The sequence below is a fragment of the Bradyrhizobium sp. Kon56 genome (genome assembly GCF_055807635.1).
Window position 1 is genome coordinate 1 of record NZ_JBVVOU010000056.1, and the last position, 18567, is coordinate 18567.

Annotated in this window: 20 protein-coding genes and 1 pseudogene; 12 read left to right on the plus strand and 9 right to left on the minus strand. The window is 64.1% G+C overall.

The window, feature by feature from the left end; all coding sequences use genetic code 11:
• A partial coding sequence (locus AC0L3B_RS36610) for a porin (protein ID WP_473382293.1) occupies positions 1 to 518 on the plus strand: 518 nt, incomplete at its 5' end.
• Between the two features lie 525 nt (positions 519 to 1043).
• On the opposite strand, the gene AC0L3B_RS36615 is transcribed toward AC0L3B_RS36610, so the two are convergent.
• The 4 genes from AC0L3B_RS36615 to AC0L3B_RS36630 all read right to left on the minus strand — a co-directional run bounded on the left by AC0L3B_RS36615 (position 1044) and on the right by AC0L3B_RS36630 (position 5148).
• The gene (locus AC0L3B_RS36615) at positions 1044 to 1670 is read right to left on the minus strand and encodes a transglutaminase-like cysteine peptidase (protein WP_026232931.1); all 627 of its coding nucleotides are present in this window, start codon (positions 1668 to 1670) and stop codon (positions 1044 to 1046) included.
• A gap of 331 nt (positions 1671 to 2001) precedes the next feature.
• Positions 2002 to 2613, minus strand: a complete 612-nt coding sequence (locus AC0L3B_RS36620) for a PilZ domain-containing protein (RefSeq protein ID WP_085396156.1) — start codon at positions 2611 to 2613, stop codon at positions 2002 to 2004.
• A 68-nt stretch (positions 2614 to 2681) separates the two neighbouring features.
• Entirely contained in the window at positions 2682 to 3848 is a 1167-nt protein-coding gene (locus AC0L3B_RS36625) for an MFS transporter (protein ID WP_204511596.1), read from the minus strand.
• Between the two features lie 52 nt (positions 3849 to 3900).
• Positions 3901 to 5148 (minus strand): MFS transporter, encoded by a 1248-nt coding sequence (locus AC0L3B_RS36630; RefSeq protein WP_283842359.1) that lies wholly within the window; start codon positions 5146 to 5148, stop codon positions 3901 to 3903.
• A 250-nt stretch (positions 5149 to 5398) separates the two neighbouring features.
• Here AC0L3B_RS36630 and AC0L3B_RS36635 point away from each other — a divergent pair, with 250 nt between their 5' ends.
• The 4 genes from AC0L3B_RS36635 (at position 5399) to AC0L3B_RS36650 (ending at position 8199) form a co-directional block, all read left to right on the plus strand.
• Positions 5399 to 6550: a zinc-binding dehydrogenase gene (locus tag AC0L3B_RS36635; RefSeq protein ID WP_204511595.1), complete on the plus strand. Its 1152-nt coding sequence runs from the start codon at positions 5399 to 5401 to the stop codon at positions 6548 to 6550.
• A gap of 3 nt (positions 6551 to 6553) precedes the next feature.
• A complete protein-coding gene (locus AC0L3B_RS36640) occupies positions 6554 to 7033 on the plus strand; it encodes a DUF5680 domain-containing protein (RefSeq protein WP_085351128.1) in 480 nt (159 codons plus the stop codon).
• Between the two features lie 110 nt (positions 7034 to 7143).
• Positions 7144 to 7572 (plus strand): VOC family protein, encoded by a 429-nt coding sequence (locus AC0L3B_RS36645; RefSeq protein ID WP_204511594.1) that lies wholly within the window; start codon positions 7144 to 7146, stop codon positions 7570 to 7572.
• A 114-nt stretch (positions 7573 to 7686) separates the two neighbouring features.
• Positions 7687 to 8199, plus strand: coding sequence for a hypothetical protein (locus tag AC0L3B_RS36650; protein WP_085385015.1), 513 nt, complete (start codon positions 7687 to 7689; stop codon positions 8197 to 8199).
• Between the two features lie 37 nt (positions 8200 to 8236).
• On the opposite strand, the gene AC0L3B_RS36655 is transcribed toward AC0L3B_RS36650, so the two are convergent.
• Entirely contained in the window at positions 8237 to 8590 is a 354-nt protein-coding gene (locus AC0L3B_RS36655) for a cupin domain-containing protein (protein WP_085361730.1), read from the minus strand.
• A 52-nt stretch (positions 8591 to 8642) separates the two neighbouring features.
• Positions 8643 to 9383 carry a metallophosphoesterase family protein gene (locus AC0L3B_RS36660; RefSeq protein WP_085361731.1) on the minus strand — a complete coding sequence of 247 codons (741 nt, stop codon included), beginning with the start codon at positions 9381 to 9383 and terminating at the stop codon, positions 8643 to 8645.
• A gap of 368 nt (positions 9384 to 9751) precedes the next feature.
• Here AC0L3B_RS36660 and AC0L3B_RS36665 point away from each other — a divergent pair, with 368 nt between their 5' ends.
• Positions 9752 to 11749, plus strand: coding sequence for a DEAD/DEAH box helicase (locus tag AC0L3B_RS36665; protein ID WP_204513959.1), 1998 nt, complete (start codon positions 9752 to 9754; stop codon positions 11747 to 11749).
• 32 nt (positions 11750 to 11781) lie between these two features.
• Here AC0L3B_RS36665 and AC0L3B_RS36670 read toward each other — a convergent pair whose 3' ends face one another.
• The gene (locus AC0L3B_RS36670; RefSeq protein ID WP_085361733.1) at positions 11782 to 12288 is read right to left on the minus strand and encodes a GNAT family N-acetyltransferase; all 507 of its coding nucleotides are present in this window, start codon (positions 12286 to 12288) and stop codon (positions 11782 to 11784) included.
• A gap of 145 nt (positions 12289 to 12433) precedes the next feature.
• Here AC0L3B_RS36670 and AC0L3B_RS36675 point away from each other — a divergent pair, with 145 nt between their 5' ends.
• Positions 12434 to 12820: a COG4315 family predicted lipoprotein gene (locus tag AC0L3B_RS36675; RefSeq protein ID WP_473382297.1), complete on the plus strand. Its 387-nt coding sequence runs from the start codon at positions 12434 to 12436 to the stop codon at positions 12818 to 12820.
• 13 nt (positions 12821 to 12833) lie between these two features.
• Here AC0L3B_RS36675 and AC0L3B_RS36680 read toward each other — a convergent pair whose 3' ends face one another.
• Positions 12834 to 13388 carry a PAS domain-containing protein gene (locus tag AC0L3B_RS36680; protein WP_085361735.1) on the minus strand — a complete coding sequence of 185 codons (555 nt, stop codon included), beginning with the start codon at positions 13386 to 13388 and terminating at the stop codon, positions 12834 to 12836.
• 526 nt (positions 13389 to 13914) lie between these two features.
• On the opposite strand from AC0L3B_RS36680, the gene AC0L3B_RS36685 reads away from it, so the two are divergent.
• Positions 13915 to 14691, plus strand: a complete 777-nt coding sequence (locus tag AC0L3B_RS36685; protein WP_473382299.1) for a rhomboid family intramembrane serine protease — start codon at positions 13915 to 13917, stop codon at positions 14689 to 14691.
• Between the two features lie 189 nt (positions 14692 to 14880).
• The gene (locus AC0L3B_RS36690; RefSeq protein ID WP_085351136.1) at positions 14881 to 15309 is read left to right on the plus strand and encodes a CBS domain-containing protein; all 429 of its coding nucleotides are present in this window, start codon (positions 14881 to 14883) and stop codon (positions 15307 to 15309) included.
• A 16-nt stretch (positions 15310 to 15325) separates the two neighbouring features.
• On the opposite strand, the gene AC0L3B_RS36695 is transcribed toward AC0L3B_RS36690, so the two are convergent.
• A complete protein-coding gene (locus AC0L3B_RS36695) occupies positions 15326 to 16366 on the minus strand; it encodes a patatin-like phospholipase family protein (protein WP_085361736.1) in 1041 nt (346 codons plus the stop codon).
• 242 nt (positions 16367 to 16608) lie between these two features.
• On the opposite strand from AC0L3B_RS36695, the gene AC0L3B_RS36700 reads away from it, so the two are divergent.
• From AC0L3B_RS36700 to AC0L3B_RS36710, 3 genes and pseudogenes are all read left to right on the plus strand, one after another.
• A complete protein-coding gene (locus AC0L3B_RS36700) occupies positions 16609 to 17682 on the plus strand; it encodes a hypothetical protein (protein ID WP_204511590.1) in 1074 nt (357 codons plus the stop codon).
• Positions 17683 to 17994: 312 nt separating this feature from the next.
• Positions 17995 to 18276: a hypothetical protein gene (locus AC0L3B_RS36705; protein ID WP_018455363.1), complete on the plus strand. Its 282-nt coding sequence runs from the start codon at positions 17995 to 17997 to the stop codon at positions 18274 to 18276.
• 84 nt (positions 18277 to 18360) lie between these two features.
• Positions 18361 to 18567, plus strand: a pseudogene (locus tag AC0L3B_RS36710) (hypothetical protein); the annotation flags it as partial.

Consider the following 18567-nt stretch of genomic DNA (forward strand, 5'->3'; position numbering starts at 1 on the left):
ACTTCCAGAACCTGGCGGGCGGCAGCTACTCGATGTTCGGCAGCTCCGGCGTTGCCTACCAGAGCGTCGGCTTCGCCGTCGCTCCGGACACCGTGTTCACCACCGGTAGCTCGCAGGAGACTGTGAAGACCTGGGGCTTCCGTGGTGCCTACACCCACAACTGGGATCCATACTGGAACACCGCGATCTACGGTGCCTACGCTCAGGCACAGTTCGGCTCGCTGGCTAAGACCACAATCTGCGGCGCTGGTGGTGCTGGCGGCGTGTTCGGCGGTCTCGCTGGTGTGACGGGTTGTAATCCTGACTTCGCCATCGGCCAGGTCGGTGTCATCACCCGCTGGACCCCGGTCAAGAACCTGACGTTCTCGGCCGACCTCTCCTGGACCCATCTGGACCAGAAGTACGCTGGTACGGTTGCTGTTGCTCCGTCCGGTGTCACAGCCAAGCCGGCCACTGTGTACGAGCTGAAGGATCAGGACACGCTCGTTCTGCTCCTCCGCGCTCAGCGCAACTGGTAAGTTCGCTCTAGACGACAGAGACGGGAGCTCTTGGCAGGTAACTGCCGAGAGCTCCTCAAAGCCCTCGGCGGGAAACTGCCGAGGGCTTTGCTGTCTTCGGAAGCAAGATTGGGAATCTATGGAACGGAGCTACCGAACCTTGGCGGAGAGTGAACGGGCTCCGAAAGGCAGGCTGGGTTGCGGACGCCTTGGGCAAGCTGGGCGATCGCGACAGATCAAAATGGGCCACTGCGACAATCAACTTAGGAGGCCAGTACCGCTTGTCGCATGCGAACGCAGAGAGAACAAATTCCCCTGCTTTTCCCCGTGTCGGGGTGTCGTGTTTGGGGAATGTTCCGTACCGAGGCGTATTGAGACGTCTTTACCCACCCGGCTATACTGCTTTGATTCCACGGGAATTTGGCGATTCCCGGCGAGTTCAAAAAGTTGCGGCCAGCCATTGGGGGATGGCTGGCCGCGCGCGAACCGGTCTGGGACGGGGAGGGGTGGGGATGTGACCGGGTCGCGTATCTCTTTCGTTTGTCTCTACTGATCCCTTGCGCTGGCGGTGGAGACCGCCGGCTTGGTGTCGCCGAGCGAGACCCAGACATTGGGATCGCTCTGCGACTGGCGCTTGACGAAGCGGTAGCCGGTCTCCGTCCAGGCAACGACGTTCTCGTTCTGATTGTCGAGAACGAACTCGCCCTTGTCGGTCTTCACCGTCAGCACCGCGTGTCCTTCGCCCTTCTTGTCGCGCACCACGGTGATGAGCAGGGCCTCGCGCGGCCATCCGGCATCGATTAGCATCTTGCGCTTCAACAGCACGTAGTCCTCGCAGTCGCCGTAACCGTCCGACGGCAGCGACCACTTTTCGATCACGCCCCAGTGCTCCTGGTCGGTCAAAGGCTTGACGGTCTCGTTGACCCAGCGATTGACCTTGACGAGGTCGCGCCATGCAGCCTGCGACATCACGATGTCACGCGGTTGCGTCGGTGCGCCCTGGCACTGAGCGGCATTGTCCGCACAGAACTCGACCCAGCCGATCGGCGCACGCGTGGTGTCGCCGAGGCTTGCGTAGAGCAGACGGCCTTCGCCGGCCTGCGCTGCCGCGCTCATTCCGAAGAGCATGGCGGCGAGCGCCAATCCCTTCCCCTGTCCCCTGAAATCAAACATTGCGGCCCCCGTTTCTTGTTGGGACCACATTGCGCAGGCAGCTTTTGAGTTGCCGCTAAGTCAGTCAAGTCAAGTCGAGACGAATGCAAGTAAAACACGCGGCGAATTCGATCTATACTTGAGTCAAACTTGAATAAAATTCGATATGACTGCAATTGATTCAAATTTTATGGATTAACGCGGAAACGCTGGCGGAACCGTTGTTTGCACGCTCCCGCAGCCTCCGCGTTAACCCGCGCGAGCCTCGACGCCACCCATGAAAAAGGCGGCGTCCGCATCGCGGAGGCCGCCTTCAGTACTGGAAATGCGGTGGTTTTGGTGCCTTCGCGCTTTACCGCGCGGTAACGCTCTCTTCGAGAGTTTCAATTGGCTGGGAATGCATGAACTCGAGCGCGAAGCCATCTTCGAGGTTTCGGACCACGCGGCCCTGCACCCGGCCGAGCAGAACCGTCGATTTCAGCGGGGGGCGGTTCTCCGCGGCGATGGCGGCGCCCGACAGCGAGAGGTCGATGATGCGGCAGGTCATCTTGGTGCCGTCCTCGAGCGTCAGCACCGCGATCGGATTGCGCGGCACGATACGATCGTGGCGGCGGTCTTCCGGCAAATTGAGGATGTCGCGGTTGGCGAGCCAGGTCAGCTGTGCCGCAAGCTTGTCGCGCTTTCGCGGCGTGGCACCGACCGTCATGGCGAAGCCATTGTCGATGATGCGGGTGATCTTGCCCTCGACGCGGCCGATATGGTCGAGATAGGCGACCACGCGGTCGCCGACATTGCCGATGCCGGGGGCCAGCAGCGCCAGCCCGCCCGGCGACATGTTGATCACCTGGCAGGGGAATTCACGGCGGTCCGGCAGCATGTAGCGGCCGAGCAGGTGAACCTTCACCCGCTGGAAACGCCGACGTTCCTCGGCGGCCGGAAGAAATCTTTTGTGCGCCAACGCCATTTTCACAACCCGACCCCCCGCCTGGCGGAGTCCGGGACGACCCTAAGGTGCACAGGGTTAATGCCGCGTTAGGATCGGGCGCGGCGATGACGAACAGACACAATGCGTTCGAAAAGCCACATCAGGGGCGGGCAGGCCAGCACTGTCAGCGCGCCGAGGTCGAGCGCGACCGCGGCCGTGCCGGCCGATTTGGCGAGCCGGCCCGCCACCGCCGGTCCTAGCATCATCGCGGCATAGAAGAGAGTGTAGAACACGCCCATCCCGATCGCCCTGGTTTCCGGCACGAGCACGCGGGCGGTCAGGCTCATGATCGGCCCGGCCGGATGGCCGCCGATCAGGCCGATCAGGACGAGGATCGTGATCACGGCGTCGGACCGGGTCAGCCAGGCCAGCAGCCCGGCCACCACCAGGCTGGCCACGATAGCCAGCACGAACGGCCGCTTGAAGCGATCGGCGAGATAACCGCCTGCCGGCACCGAGATCACCGACAGCCACATCACGAGGCTGATCGCCGATCCCGCCGCGGCAATGCTCCAGCCGCGCTCGGCGAGCAGCGAGGGGCCGAACGAGAAGATCATGGCGAAGCCGACATTATAGAGGCCCCAGATCGCGCCCGCGACGATCACCGCCAGAAGCGCGAGCGGATCAAGCCGCCCGGAGCCGGCCGCGCTGGCGGTTGCTCCCGGCGGTGCTTGGTAGAACGTGATCAGCACAATGCCGATCGCGGTGAGCGCGCCGGCCACGAGGAACACGGCGCCCGCGCCATAGGCCGTGCCGATCGCCGGCAGCACCAGCAGCGAGATCGCAACGCCGGCCGGCCAGGAGTTGACGAAGATCGCCATCGCGGTAGCGATCTCCTTCCCCGCAAACCAGTCGGTGCCCATCTTGGTGAGCTGCACGGTCAGCAGCACGCCGCCGGCGCCGGAGGCGAGCCGGCCCGCCATCTGCCAGCCCCAGACGTCGGTGATGGCCATGACGAGACTGCCCGCCGTCATCAGCAGCAGCGCCACGATCGTGGTGGGCTTGTCGCCAAGCGTCCGGCCAATCGCGCCGCCCGGCAGCGCCAGCACGATGCCCGGTGTGAAATAGAGTCCGATCAGGATGCCGATATCGGCGAGCCCGACGCCGAAGCTCTGCTGCAGCAGCGGCGCGACCGCGGCTACGCTCTGGAACTGGAATGCGATGGTGAGGCGAACGACGAACAGGATCGCAAGTATGCCCCAGCGATTGCGCAACGCTTCATCTCCCCAAACCCTATATCAAGCGTGCGGTGGGGAGACGCCGGAGTCAACCGGCCGTCTTCCTCGTCGCGCGCCCATAGAGAAGACATAGCAGCGCCAGCAGCACCGCGGCCGAGAGCCCGAGCGACCAGTGAATGCCGATCGCCGCACCGAACAGTCCGACCGTGATGCCGCTGAACGCCCGCATCCCGAGCCCCGCCATGTTGTAGAGGCCGACGACGCGACCGCGAATGTCGGACGGCGCGTTCAACTGCACCAGCGCCTGCGCCATGGTATTGAACGACAGCTCGAAGAAGCCTGCAAAGAACAACAGCACGATCGCGACCGGATAGATCCGCACCGAGGCGAAGCCGAGCAGCGCCACGCTCCACAGCATGGCGAGCATGATCGCGGTGCGCGGCGTGCCCTTGAGCCGCCCCCAGGATTCCAGCGCGATGCCGGCGAGCAGTGCGCCGGCGGCATCGGCCGCGAGCAGCACGCTGTAGGAGATTCCGGGATCGCCGTGGCCGAGATCGCCGGCAAAGCCTGGCATCTGGGCGTGATAGGCATTGCCGATCATGAAGGAGGTGAGGCCGGCAAGCCAAGTCATCGCCGTCAGCACCGGCTGCGTGCCGATGGCGCGGATGGTCAGCATGATGTCGGCAAGGCCGCGCACGGCGAAGCGCCGCACCGCGACACTCTTGTCCCGCACCGGCGCCCAGAACAGCCACAGCAGCATCGGCAGATAGAACAGCGTGTTGAAGATGATGCCGTGCGAGGTGCCGAGCGTCAGCATGATGATTCCGCCGACGGCAGGTCCGACCAGAATGCCGAGATAGCGCGCCATCGCATTCAGCCGCACCGCGCTCGGAAGATCAGCGGGACCGACGAGATCGTAGAGCAAAAGCTGGTTCGGCGTCTGCCACAACACGCCGGCGCAGCCATGGACCACCAGCAGCAGCATGGCGTGCCACATCTGGATGGCGTCGGTGATGAAGAAGAAACCCCATCCGGCCGAGGCAACAATGAACAGCAGCATGCCGCACTGGATGATGCGGCGCGGATCGACCCGGTCGGCCAGTCCGCCAACCGCGACCGAGAACAGCAGGAACGGCAGCCAGTGTGACAGCACCGCAAAGCCGGCCAACGCCGGCGAATGGAATTTCTGGAACACCACCCAATAGCTGATCACATGCTCGATATTGTCGGCCATCATCGCCAGCACGTAAGCGATGAACTGGAGCCGGTAGGGCACCGACCTCATCGCTGCGAACGAGCCGGACGCGACCACGGGATTTTGAGGGAGGGGGTTCAAGCGGGCACCTGGGGTGGGACTTTGGCGCCGTGCCTACACGTTCGCCGTCGAGCGCTCAAGGCACTTGGGTGTGTGGAGACCAGGGTCCCGTAGCCCGGATGAGCGAAGCGATATCCGGGAATGCTGGCCCCGCATGTCGCTTCGCTCATGCGGGTTACGAGACCGCGGCTTGGCACCAGCGCGCATCTCACATACGCTTCGCTTCAGCCCGCACCAATCAATCATAACAGACGGGCATCGAGGACACGCCATGGACCAGATCCGCGTCTGCACCCACGCAGGGCCGGGCAGCGAGCCCGTCATCCGCAGCGTGCCGTGGCCGAAGGTCGGCAAAAAGGCCGCGCTGATCAAGGTCGGCGCGTGCGGCGTCTGCGGCACCGACCTGCACATCCTGAAAGGGCACTGGCCGAAGCCGCTGCCATGGCCGTTCACGCTCGGCCACGAGCTCGGCGGAATCATCGTCGAATGCGGCGACGAATTCACCGAGGACTTCATGAGCAAGCCGCTCAAGGTCGGATCAAAAGTGATGATCCCGCCGCTGATGCCCTGCGGCAGCTGCTATTACTGCATCCATTATCCCCTGACCGCCAACAAATGCCTGACGCCGGTCTATTACGGCCGCTATCTCGGCTTCGACAAGGCGCCTCACATGTGGGGGGGCTGGGCCGAATATGTCTATGTCGATCTCGACATGCTGCCGGGCACCAAGATCTACAAATTGCCTGACGACATGTCGCTGCGGTTGGGTGCGCTGTCGGAGCCGCTGACGTCCTGCATCCGCGCCTTCAATCGCGCCAGCCGCGCCGGCGGTTTTTCCTGGGGCGACACTGTGGTGATCCAGGGCTCGGGCCCGATCGGCATTCTCGCGGTCGCCGCCGCGCAGGAGATGGGAGCAGGGCGCGTGATCTGCGTCGGGGCGCCGGAGGAGCCGCGGCTCAAGCTCGCGCGCGAGTTCGGCGCCGAGGCGACGGTGAACATCGAGGAGATCAAATCGCCCGAGGCACGCATCGCGCGCGTGCGCGACATCGTCGGCGGCTTCGGCGCCGATCTGGTGATGGATTGCTCGGGCCATCCCTCCGCCGGCCCCGAAGGCATCGAGATGCTGCGCGACGGTGGCACTTATGTCGAGATGGGCCAGTTCACCGACGCCGGCTCGATCGAGACTTCATGGCACCGCATTTGCACCAAGGATATCAACGTGCTGGGCTCCTGGGGTTTTACCGCCAACGATCTGCCGCTCGGCGTCGACATGCTCCATCGCACGGCGGGCAAATATCCCTGGCTGAAGATGCAGACAATCTATCCGTTCACGGAAGAAGGCGTCGCACAGGCGGTCAGGGATGCCATGGCGATGAAGACGGTGAAGTCGACCATCGTGCCGTGGCCGGAACTGGTGGAATAACCGATGTCGTCCATCCCCGGAGATCTCGCAGCGTTCCTGGTCGAAGCCAAGCGCCATACCTATGCGGGGATGGACGACGACGCCACCGCCGCTCCGCTGCTCAGAGGCTCAAAGCAGCTCGAGCATCGTGCGGCACCCTATGCCTATCGCGATATCTATTTCGGGATGGGGTTTTTCGTTGGCCAAGAAACCGTGTCCCGGGATGACCGCGTCGTTTGGTCGATGAGCTACAGCGGTGGCGTCCGTGCGGAGATCACGGATCGAGACATCTTCCTCGCAATCTACAAATTCCTGCGCCAGGCGTTGCTGGATGTCAGCGTCGAGTATCCGTTTCGGGGCCCGCATCTGTTCGAGCAGGCAGGCATGATTTATCGAAACGAGGTCGAGGGCGCGCTCGATCGTTTCCACGGTGTCGAGACGATTGCGCGGCAGGATGGCGTGCCGCTCTATGCGGTCCGTTACAGTGGCGGTTTGTTGCGATAAAGTCTGGCGAGCCCTGTAGCCCCGGACGGAGCGCAGCGTAATCCGGGATTCTCGCCTGGGGCTCCCCGTATTCCGCTACGCTCCATACGGGCTACGGGCCGGCGTTTTGAATGAAGGACGAGATGACAACCGAACCGATCCAACGCACCCGCTCGCCCTTCCGCGCCATCCGTGCGATCGACTACACCGTCATTTTCGCGCGCGACATGGTGGCGATGCGGCGCTTCTACCAGGAGGTTCTCGCATTTCCGCTGCTGCGGGAGCTGTCGCCGGACTGGATCGAGTACGGCTTGGGCCCCAACACGCTGGCTCTTGCAAGGCCAAGCCGGACCGCGGCTGACGCGCCGACGCCGGCAGGCAGTGCCTCGCTGCAACTGGCCTTCAAGGTGTCCGCGGCCGAAGTCGATGCGTGTGCCGACGAACTCGCACGCCACGGCGTGGCGCTGCTGTCACCGCCGACGAACCAGTCGTTCGGGCATCGGACGCTGTTCTTCCGCGACCCCGACGGTAATCTTTTGGAGATCTATGCGGAGATCTGAACCGGGCAGCGGCGGGCCCGTACACGAAAAGTTCCATCGAAAATCCGCGAGTTATTCAAGCCGGGGTGAAACTTAGGCCCAGGTTACGGCTTTCAGTTCACGGGAGAGTTCATCGTGAAGCAGAACCTGAAGCCCCTGACCTACATCGCGGCCGCCATCTACTTCCTGGTGGATGCGGTCTTCATGGCCGTGGCGAGGCCAATCTCGCGCTGGATCGGGCGGCATCTCCAATTGAAGCGATTGCGGGGCTGGATCAGATCGCTGTCGCCTTATTGCTCGCTCGCCTTGTTTTCGGTACCCGTCATTATCCTGGAGCCGGTCAAGCCCGTGGCAGCCTATCTCGCGGCGACCGGGCAAATCGTGATGGGGGCCGTGACTTTTCTTGTCGGCGAACTGCTTAAGCTGGTGCTGGTCGAGCGCCTGTTCCATCTCACGCGCGACAAGCTGATGCGGATTCCGGCCTTCGCCTGGGCCTATGGGAAGTACTCCGAGGTGAAGGCGTGGCTGCAGGCAACCGACGCCTGGCGCGCCATCCGCGCACTGAGCCGCGCGGCCAGGGACACTCTTGTGCGGGCAAGAGCTAGACTGGTCGGCGGCTTCAGCAGCCTGGTGACCTCCAGGGATTAAGGCTGCAGGCATAGAGCTGCGCTGGGCGAGTTGCCATCTATGCGAGCTTGCGGTCCGCGGCGGTGGCCTTGTCGCCCGTGTTCGGCGTGCCGGTCGGCTCGATGAGCAGGAGATGAACTTCCTCGCGCGCGACCGGGCGATGCTCGACACCTTTGGGCACGACATAGAGTTCGCCCGGACCAAGCGTCACCGTGCGATCCCGTAATTCGATCTCCAAACTGCCTTTCAGGACGAGAAAGAAATCGTCGGTGTCGTCATGCTTGTGCCAGGTGAATTCTCCCTTCACTTTCACCACCATCACGTCGCAATCGTTGAAGGTCGTGATCGTGCGTGGGGACCAGAAATCCCCAAATGTCGCGAGCTTGTCGGCAAGCGAGATTCCGTCGGCCATGTGTTCTCCCGTTCTTCCGTGCGGCACAATTTGGGTCGAGCGATGCCAGCAGCTATTTGACATATCCCGACGATATGGCCTGCGCCCATTTCGGGTGGTCGTTGGCGAGGGCACGGGACGATGCGGCGTCCCAATCGTATTCGAGGGCCAAGAGTTCGGCCTGCCAGCCCCTTTGTCGCTTCGTGAGGATTGCATATCGCGCGTGCGGCGAGCGGTATTCCAGGTTTGCGGCAACGGGAATGTCTGCGAAGACCGGGCAACCAACGCTCCCTGGATTGAGAACCAGACAGTCATGAGGTCCGTGAACGACGGCCTGGCGGTGGCTATGACCACACAGCACCACACGCGCCGTCGGCTCACTCGCGAGGCGCATTGCCAGCACGTCGCGGCGTGCCGGTACGAAGCGGCCGTCGTCGAGCGTTTCTTCCAGCAGGCATGTCGTATCGTTCTCGGGCGTGCCGTGGCAGGCCAGGATCCCATCGTCCAGCCGTATTTGGGAAGGCAGGCTGTGGAGTGCGAGACGTTGCTCCGCAGTCAATGCGTTGCGCGCAAACAGACCCGCCGACGAGAGCTTGTCGTCCGGAAACTCCTCAATCCAGCGATCATGGTTTCCGCGTACGGTCGGCAACGACAGCGCCTCGAGCGCTTCGAAAGTCTCTTTCGGCCACAACGGGCTGGTGACGCAATCGCCAAGGTTGACCGTACGATCGACGCCACGCGCCTTGATGTCGGCCAGCACCGCCTCGAGCGCGGCAAGGTTGCCGTGGATATCGGAAATGACTGCCAATCGCATCGTCGTGCTCCCTAGTCCAATCGGCCTGAGCTTAGCCCTGTTGTGCGTCTCCGGCAGCTTCAACCGCGCATAATTTAAGCGAGGTGGCCGTGAAAATCTGCAGCCTCGCCCCAAAATCCCGCTATATGCAGTAAAATGCCCCGAAAACGCTGGATGTAGTGGGTCGAGCTGGCCAGTAAGCTTCTTCTCGGCATCACCAAAGCCATGCGTCATAGGCATGGTGATTTGCCCGCACTTGGCGTAAAGAGCGTCCAAATCAGATCACCACGCGTGCGGCTGGACCATTTGCCGCCTACGCAGCTTCAGGTCGCGCGGCTCGACGTTCCGCGCCTGGACCAACCAAGGTTTATCCCGTGTCTTTTCCGACCATGAGTGCGCCGCTCGCCCGAGCTTTGGCCGAGCGCAATTACGACCGTCCGACCCCCGTTCAGCTCGCCGTACTCACGGACGAGGCCGCTGACCGCGATCTCTTGGTTTCGGCACAGACCGGCTCCGGCAAGACCCTGGCCTATGGGCTCGCCATGGCCAAGGACCTGTTGGGCGACGCCGAGCGGTTCGAGCGGGCGGGTGCACCGCTTGCCCTGATCGTGGCGCCGACCCGCGAGCTTGCCTTGCAGGTCCATCGCGAGCTGGCCTGGCTGTACGAGCATGCGAGCGGGCGCGTCGTTTCCTGCGTCGGCGGCATGGACCCCAGGCGCGAGCAGCGCGAGCTTGCGGCCGGCGCTCATATCGTCGTCGGCACGCCCGGCCGGTTGTGCGATCATTTGCGCCGCGGCCGTCTCGACATCTCGGAATTGAAGGTAGTCGTGCTCGACGAGGCCGACGAGATGCTCAATCTCGGCTTTCGCGAGGACATGGAGTTCATCCTCAAGACCACGCCGGACACGCGCCGCACCCTGATGTTCTCGGCGACGTTCCCGCGCGGCATCGTCGCGCTGGCCAAGCAGTATCAGCAGCGGGCGTTCCGGATCGAGGTCGCCGGCGACGAAGGCGGTCACGCCGATATCGAGTACCGCGCGATCCGGATCGCGCCCGGTGATGCCGAGCACGCCGTCGTCAACGTGTTGCGCTTCTACGAGGCGCCGAGCGCGCTGGTATTCTGCAGCACGCGCGACGGCGTCCGGCACTTGCAGGCGGCACTGCTGGAGCGCGGCTTCTCCGTGGTCGCTTTGTCAGGCGAATTGACGCAGAACGAGCGAACCACGGCGCTGCAGTCGCTGCGCGACGGACGCTCGCGCGTCTGCGTGGCGACCGACGTCGCCGCCCGGGGCATCGATCTGCCGAGCCTCGATCTCGTCATTCATGCCGACCTGCCCAACGACGCCGAGGTCATGCAGCATCGCTCCGGCCGCACCGGCCGCGCGGGCCGCAAGGGGACGAGCGTCATGCTGGTGCCGCCCGTGCGGCGGCGGCGTGCGGAAATGCTGCTGAACGTCTCGGGCATCGACGCGGTCTGGGGGACGGCGCCGCAGCCGGATGAGATCCGCAAGCTCGATCACGAGCGCATGAAGGACGTGCTGTTCACGGAGGAGACCACCGCCGACGATCTGGCGCTGGCGCAGGCGCTATTGGCCGAGCGGTCGGCCGAGGAGATCGCCGCGTCACTCGCACGGCTCTATCGCGCGCGGCTGCCGTCGCCCGAAGACATTATGGATCCCGGCGAGCGGAGCAGTCGGCCGCGCGAGGATCGCGGCCGCAATGATACGCGCGCACCGCGCGACGATATCCGCGCATCGCGTGGCGATGATCGGCCCGAAAGGGCGCGGCCCAAAGCGGGAAAATCGTCGTCGAAACATGGCATGGCGGATGGCAGCGTCTGGTTCCGGGCCAACATCGGGCGAAAAAAGAATGCGGAAGCGCGCTGGCTGTTGCCGATGATCTGCCGTCGTGGCGGCATCGACAAGAACGACATCGGCGCGATCAAGATCATGGACACCACGACCGAGTTCGAAATTTCCGAGCGGGTCGCGGAATCCTTCGCCGTGAAGATCAAGCGTCCGGACAAGGAAGACAATATCCGTCTCGAGCCGATGGCGGATGCGCCGCAACGGCAGGCGGCATCGGAAGAGCGGCCCCACGCGCCGCGGCGCGAGAGTGGCGACAGCGATCATCGTGAACGCCAGGGCGAACGCGCGCGCGAGCCGAACGGGTTCAAACCACAAGGCAAGCCACACGGCAAGATACACGGCAAACCGCACGAAAAGCCGTACGCCGAGCGCACGCCGAAATTCGACGATGCTCCTTCCTTCGCAAAGAAGAAAAAGCACAAGAACAAGCCGGGCCACGCTGAGCCCTCGGTCACGTCGTGGTCTGAGAAGGGCGCCGCCGGGAAGAAGCCGAAGACTAAAAAGAAGCATCGCGCCTGACGGCAGCCTACCGGCGTCGACGGGGAGGGGCGTTACGTCGCAGCGAGGTCGCGCAGCATGTAGGTCGCGCTGTCGCCGTAGGACGCGAGTTTCGCCCGCAGCTCCGCATCCGCGGTGACCGGCCGAAAGCCGAGACGCTGCCACAGCGGCCGCGTGGCGTAGACCGACACCAATGCGAGCGTCGCGATTCCTGATGTGCGCGCGAGCTGTTCGATCGCGATGACATAGTCGCGCGCGACGCCGCCGCGAAAGTCGGGCAGCACCGCGACGTCGTGCAAATAGAGGCAATCCGCATCGCCGGGCAATTGCTCGAGGAAGCCGTCGAGCGGCGGAATCCGGTGCTGCATCCAGGGATGCGCCAGACCGTAGCCGACGATCCCGTCGTCCGCGACGATCACGCGGCAGCCATAGGGATAGAGCCGCATCTTTTCCGCAAGCACCTCGGGGCGTTCAGGCAGATCGGGATGGATTTGCGCTGCGATCTTGCTGATCGCCGGCAGATCGGAGGCGCGGGCGGGACGCCAATGCGGCTTGCTCATGTCGATCCGTCGTCCATCTCCATCATCCCAGTTTATTCCGATGCGACGAGGCTTGCAGCGAAAAATATCTTTGCCGCGATCTCAGGAATACGACGGCTCGCGCGGCGTCCTACCCATGCAAGCCCATTGCCTGACAGGAGAGACCATGACGTCATCGATCCGCCTCGCGCTCACGCTCGCAATATCGCTGGCGCTGCTTCCCGCTGCCTTCGCGGCACCGCCGACCAAGACCGGCAAGACCGACAAAGGGAACGTGCTTACCGACGCCAAGGGCATGTCGCTCTATACTTTCGACAAGGATGGTGACAGCAAGTCGGCCTGCAATGGTCCGTGTGCGACCAACTGGCCGGTGCTGAAGGCCGAGGCGAGCGATGCCGCCGCCGACGGCTACACCGTCATCACGCGCGACGATGGCTCGAAGCAGTGGGCCTACAGGGGCAAGCCGCTCTACACCTTTGCCAAGGACACCAAGCCCGGCGACGTCACCGGCGACGGCTTTCTGAACGGCGCCTGGCATCTGGCGATGCCGTGAGCGCGGTGCACTGCTAGCGCAGCCCCTCATAGACCATCAGCCCGCGTGCGATCTGCAGCTTGCGGATCGCGCGCGGCAGCAGTTTTTCCGGCTGGTGCAGATAGCGCCAGGAGGTGAGGGCGAACGGGCCCAGCGCGCCGCATTCGTCGTCGAACGGCGCGAGCACGCCCGTCACGCTCACCGGTGTATGCGGGCGGGCGTTGAACGGCAGCAGCAGCAGCTCGAGATACGCCTTGCTGCCGTCCTCGCGCGCGGCGGTGACGCCGGCGATTGCCCCGAGGCTCTCATCGGCGACGATGGTCGTGATCTCCTCGATCTCGCGGCGGCTAGCCTCGTTGAACAGCGCCGCAAAGCTCGCATCCTTGAGGTCGCGCCCTGCGAGGGCACAGACGCGCGTGCCGGCGACGCGGAACGGAAAGCCGAGATGGGGCTCGCAGGACAGCACGAAGATGTCACCGAGCAGGCCGCGCACGGCGGCCGGATCGATATCGGCCCGGTCAGGGGCCCGCGCGGTGCCCCGCTTGGTGTCCCAATATGCGAAGAACTCGCGGCTCGACGGATGTTTCATGGCTGAACGCTTACCCCGGGGCGCAACCTCGCGGGACAAACCTGTCCCGCTTCAGTGCAGCCGCGATCCCTGTGTTGTTGTGCAGGAGGGGCTTTGCAGCGTCCATGCCGCAGCGGCATTTTCGGTGCTCCTGGCGCTGCCTTTGCGTCGTTAACGTTAAATTAACTATGCGCTTTCCGTGCACCGCCCCGCTGCTATGGTGATCGCGGTCGCAAGCCTCGCCGCTTTTCTCCAGGTTCTCGGCGAGGCCTGTACACAGGCGTCAAACAGTTTGGTCACCGGCCGCGGGGAGGGGTGGGGATACTCCCGTCTCTCTGGGTACCGGAAGTCCGACACGGATAGGCAGGGCTTTCCCAGGGCCCTGCCTTTTCCTTTTGTGCACTTGCGCAGCGCGGGCAAAGGCGACTATCTCCAAGGCTTGTCGTGAAGCCTGTCGCTCCGATCGCGCCTGAAAGCGAAGCCGCCCTTGGAATTCCCGCCAAATTCTCCGCCGCAAGATCCTTCGTCGCAAGATGCTTCGCTGGGGGTGCCGGCCGTCGTTGAGGAGGCTCCGCGCGAGCCGATCCTGACGCTGCCGTTCGCGCTGACCGCCTATATCCTCCTGCTCGCGGTGATCCATCTGCGCGTGCTGCTGCCGCCGGAGCTCGAGAACTGGACCATCGACGTCTTCGGCTTCATCCCCAAGCGCTACGATTCCTCGCTGCTCAATCTGGAGATCCCCGGCGGAGCCGGCGCCAAGGTCTGGACCTTCGTCACCTATTCGCTGCTGCACGCCAACCTCACCCATCTCGGCTTCAACGTGCTGTGGCTGTTGCCGTTCGGCAGCGCGCTGGCGCGGCGCTTTGGCGCCATCAGGTTCTTTCTGTTCCTCGCGGTGACGGCGGCGGCCGGCGCGCTCGCCCATCTCGTCACCCATGAGCACGCGGTGGCGCCGATGATCGGCGCCTCGGCCTCGGTGTCCGGCGCGATGGCGGCGGCGATCCGCTTCGCCTTCGTTCGCGGCAGCTTCCTGTCGTTCAGCCGATCGGATGCCGATACCGCCGCAAGAGTTCCGGCGCTGCCGCTGTCGCGCGCGTTGCGCGACGGGCGGGTGCTCGGTTTTCTTGCGGTGTGGTTCGGCGTCAACATCGTCTTCGGCGTCGGCGCGATCGGCATCGACAGCGAGACCACGAGCGTCGCCTGGCAGGCGCATATCGGCGGCTTCCTTGCCGGCCTGTTGCTGTTCGCGTTGTTCGATCCGGTGCCGCGCGTGCGAAGTGATGCTGCGGATGCGTCATCACGGGACATTTCAGACCGCATTTGAAGCGGCGCTTGCGGCGCCGCCCGAATTCATCCATCATTCCCGAGAAGAATGTTCCGAAGCGACAGGCCGCTAGCGGCGATGCTTCGCAAAGCGCCTGAACGTGAAACCGGCGCTGAAACTGTTAGTTGAAGACTCGAAGAACAAGTCCGGACCGCGAACAGCGGACGGTTGCGATTCAGGGAGGCGACAATGACGGTACGTTCGATTCTCAACACCAAGGGCCACCAGATCATGAGCGTCGAGCCCGACGCCAAGCTGGCTGCCGCGGTCAAACTGCTCGCCGACAAGAAGATCGGCGCGGTGCTGGTGATGAACCAGAGCCGGCTGGAAGGCATCCTGTCGGAGCGCGACATCGTCCGGGTGATCGGCGAGCGCGGCGCCGGCGCGCTGGAGGAGCCGGTCTCGCAGGTCATGACCCGCAAGGTGGTCACCTGCAAGGAGACCGACACGGTCGCCGAACTCATGGAGATGATGACCACCGGCAAGTTCCGCCATCTGCCCGTGGTCGACAACGGCAAGGTGGTCGGCCTGATCTCGATCGGCGACATCGTCAAGCGTCGGGTGCAGGAATACGAGGCCGAGCAGGAAGCTCTGCGCGACTACATCAAGACTGCCTGATCAGTAGACCGCCTGATCAGGCCTGCTGGTCGGCTTTGGGCGCGGCGCCCTCGGGCGCGGGCGCCAGTTCGTGGATTGCCTCCTGGATGGACTCCAGCGCACGCTCGGCTGCGCGGGTGCCCAGCGCGATGAGATCCTCGGAGCGGTGGAAATCGAACCAGCCGAATTGGCCGATCCGCGGTGTGATCAGCATGTCGGGCGGATCGCCGGCGAGGCGGGCCCGGGTGATACGGTCCTGCATGATGTTGAAAGCGTCGACCATCACCGAGGAGAGGCCGGGCCGGGCGCTGCCGCCGCCGAAGAACTCGCGCTTCACCGTCTTCTCAGGCGAGAAGAATCTCGGGAAGCGCCGCTTTGACGCCGGCTCTTCGGTCGCGGGGATCACCGGTTCAGGCATCGCGCCGTGCGAATAGACCGTCGTCGAATAGGTGAAGATGTCGCTGGAAAGATTTGCGGCGATGACGATTTCCGCGCCGAGCGCGCGGGCGGCCGAGACCGGCACCGGGTTCACCAATGCGCCGTCGACCAGCCAGCGATCGCCGATCAGGACCGGAGAGAAGATGCCGGGCAGCGCGTAGGAGGCGCGCATCGCGTCGACCACGCGGCCGCGCGTCAGCCAGATCTCGTGGCCGGTGCGGACCTCGGTCGCGACGGCGGCGAACTTGACCGGGAGATCCTCGATCTGGCTCTGGCCGCAGGCAGCCTCGAGCCGGGTCGCCAGCTTCTCGCCGCCGATCAGGCCGGAGCCGTTGAGGCGGATGTCGAGATAGCCGAGGATGTTGCGCATGCCTTGCAGGCTGCGGCCCCATTCTTCCAGCGTATCGAGCCGGCCGGCCGCATAGAGGCCGCCGACCACTGCGCCGATCGAGGTGCCGACCACGACGTCAGGCACGATTCCGTTGGCGAGCAGGGTCCTGATAATGCCGATATGAGCGAAGCCGCGCGCCGCGCCGCCGCCGAGGGCAAGGCCGATGACCGGCCGGCGGATGCTGCCCAAGCCGACTTTCTCGCCGACCTTATCGCTGTTCGAACCCCGACCCTTCAATATGTCCAGCACCGAAACTCTCCTACGCCGGGACCCGCCATCAGACTAGGCACCGCACTCGCGCTCCGCCAGAACCGGGCCGAAGCATGGTTTATGCCGGTTTGGGAAGCGCGCGGGGCAGGAGTATGGCGAGGAACGGGTGCCCCTGGGGTAATCACGCAGGCGTCAGCCGGGTTCCAAAGAACCGTATTGGCCGTATTTCTCGGGGATCCAGAGGCTTGAATTTGCCGCGTTTTCGGTGAAAAGCAGGTGGCATGACTCTCGGGGGTGACGGCATCATCGGATGGCGGCGCAGCACATCGCTGCTGCCGGTGCTGGTCCTTGCTGCCTGCCTCTATACTCTTGGCCAAAATGCTGCGCAGGCGCAGCTTTTCTCCGATCGTCCGCCGCCGGTGCCGCCCGCTTCGGTGCCCGATCCCGGCGGTGCCGTCAGTCTGGCGCCGCCCTCCGGCCCGGGTGCCGGACCGCCGAGCCTGCCGCCGACCCTGTTGCAGCCGACCACGCCCAGCATGCCGCCGCCCGCGGTCACGACTGTGCCATCCGCCCCGCCGCTCAACGCGGCGGTGCCCGGACAGGGCGTGCTGTCGCTGACCGCGAAATACGGCAAGGACACCCCGCCGATCACCAGCGGCCTGGTCTGGCGCGTGTTTGCCGATCGTCCCGACGAGAACGGCACCTTCAAGCTGATTCGCGAAGATCGTAATGCCACGCCAAACATCGTGTTGCCGCCCGGCAATTACGTCGTGCATGTCGCCTTTGGCCTCGTCAGCGCGGTGCGCACCGTCAGCCTGAAAGCCGAGACCGATCGCGAGTCCTTCGTGCTGCCCGCCGGCGGCTTGCGCATCGAGGGCCGCGTCGGCACCAGTCGCATTCCGCAGAACCAGATCTCGTTCGCGATCTACAAGGGGAGCCAGTTCGAATCCGGCGAACGCGCCTCCCTGGTGCCGAACGTCGCCGCCGGCGACGTCGTGCTGCTGCCGGAGGGCACCTACTACATCATCTCGAATTACGGCGACGCCAATTCGGTGGTGCGCTCGGACATCCGCGTCCAGGCCAGCAAGCTCACCGACGTCACCATCACCCACCGCGCTGCCGTCATCACGCTCAAGCTCGTCAGCGACAGGGGCGGCGAGGCGCTCGCCAACACCGCCTGGTCGGTACTGACCCCGGGCGGCGACGTCATCAAGGAATCGATCGGCGCCTTTCCCCGCGTCGTGCTCTCCGAAGGCGAATACCGCGCCATCGCCAAGAACGAGGGCAAGGTCTACGAGCGCGGCTTCAATGTCGTCAACGGCGTCGACGGCGAAGTCGAGGTCGTCGCGCGGTAGTGCTTGAGCGGTGATGCCGCATGCGGCCCGACGCTGGTCTTCGTGCCTGGTGAACACTTCTCATTCAGCGCATGGATTCTCATATCTTATTACCGCCAGTCCCGTGTGCGAAAGCAGATGCTTTCCGCTGCTCCGCTTGCTGTTGCGATTGTTGGCGTTTCGATTTGAACAGCTCTGGCAGCGCTACCAAGCAGGACCGATCAACACCGGCACCGCCGGCTTATTCCAGCGGCGCCGCGACTTCCTCACAGCCGGTGCAAGATACCTATTTCCGATAATCAATTTTATTCGCTTTCCATCCTGCCGCGTTATATGTCGGACATCACTCCAACGGGGGAGGCCGGAGCAGGCTCGTGCGTCTGCGAGACCGGCAAGGAGCAGGGGACCAAGCTCGTCGGCATGTTCGAAGTGATCCTCACGAGGCGTAAGCGGTTCGGCTGGCGGTGGCAGGTGTGCGACCAATCCGGCAAGAAATTTGCCGATGGCTTCGAGCGCACTCGGCCGTCCGCCAAATATCATGGCGAGCGCGCATTGTTCTTTCTGTTGTCGCAGGCCCATCTGCGCAACCGCTTGGCGACGTCCAGCGAGGACTAGTCGGGACTGCGCGTGCAGTCCGATAAGTCCCGTAGCCCGGGTGAGCGAAGCGATACCCAGGACAGCTCGTGGTCGGAATCCCGGATGTCGCTTCGCTCATCCGGGCTACAAGACCTTGCGTTGCCCGACGGGCAAAACACCCAAATTGTCGGTCAACGCGAGCCGCGAAAATATTCCGCTTTACCGAATTTCGGAAAGGACGTATGTGTCGCCGCAACCCGGCCCAAGGAAGAGGGGCGTATCGCGATCGTCACGAACGCGGGCCGGACGGCGGTGGACGTTAGTCACATC

Excerpts from the sequence above, each read along its gene's own strand:
- AC0L3B_RS36615 (WP_026232931.1), bottom strand. The coding sequence starts at position 1,670 with ATGTTTGATTTCAGGGGACAGGGGAAGGGATTGGCGCTCGCCGCCATG.
- AC0L3B_RS36620 (WP_085396156.1), bottom strand. The coding sequence starts at position 2,613 with ATGGCGTTGGCGCACAAAAGATTTCTTCCGGCCGCCGAGGAACGTCGG.
- AC0L3B_RS36635 (WP_204511595.1), top strand. The coding sequence starts at position 5,399 with ATGGACCAGATCCGCGTCTGCACCCACGCAGGGCCGGGCAGCGAGCCC.
- AC0L3B_RS36640 (WP_085351128.1), top strand. The coding sequence starts at position 6,554 with ATGTCGTCCATCCCCGGAGATCTCGCAGCGTTCCTGGTCGAAGCCAAG.
- AC0L3B_RS36645 (WP_204511594.1), top strand. The coding sequence starts at position 7,144 with ATGAAGGACGAGATGACAACCGAACCGATCCAACGCACCCGCTCGCCC.
- AC0L3B_RS36655 (WP_085361730.1), bottom strand. The coding sequence starts at position 8,590 with ATGGCCGACGGAATCTCGCTTGCCGACAAGCTCGCGACATTTGGGGAT.
- AC0L3B_RS36660 (WP_085361731.1), bottom strand. The coding sequence starts at position 9,383 with ATGCGATTGGCAGTCATTTCCGATATCCACGGCAACCTTGCCGCGCTC.
- AC0L3B_RS36665 (WP_204513959.1), top strand. The coding sequence starts at position 9,752 with ATGAGTGCGCCGCTCGCCCGAGCTTTGGCCGAGCGCAATTACGACCGT.
- AC0L3B_RS36670 (WP_085361733.1), bottom strand. The coding sequence starts at position 12,288 with ATGAGCAAGCCGCATTGGCGTCCCGCCCGCGCCTCCGATCTGCCGGCG.
- AC0L3B_RS36675 (WP_473382297.1), top strand. The coding sequence starts at position 12,434 with ATGACGTCATCGATCCGCCTCGCGCTCACGCTCGCAATATCGCTGGCG.
- AC0L3B_RS36680 (WP_085361735.1), bottom strand. The coding sequence starts at position 13,388 with ATGAAACATCCGTCGAGCCGCGAGTTCTTCGCATATTGGGACACCAAG.
- AC0L3B_RS36690 (WP_085351136.1), top strand. The coding sequence starts at position 14,881 with ATGACGGTACGTTCGATTCTCAACACCAAGGGCCACCAGATCATGAGC.
- AC0L3B_RS36700 (WP_204511590.1), top strand. The coding sequence starts at position 16,609 with ATGACTCTCGGGGGTGACGGCATCATCGGATGGCGGCGCAGCACATCG.
- AC0L3B_RS36705 (WP_018455363.1), top strand. The coding sequence starts at position 17,995 with ATGTCGGACATCACTCCAACGGGGGAGGCCGGAGCAGGCTCGTGCGTC.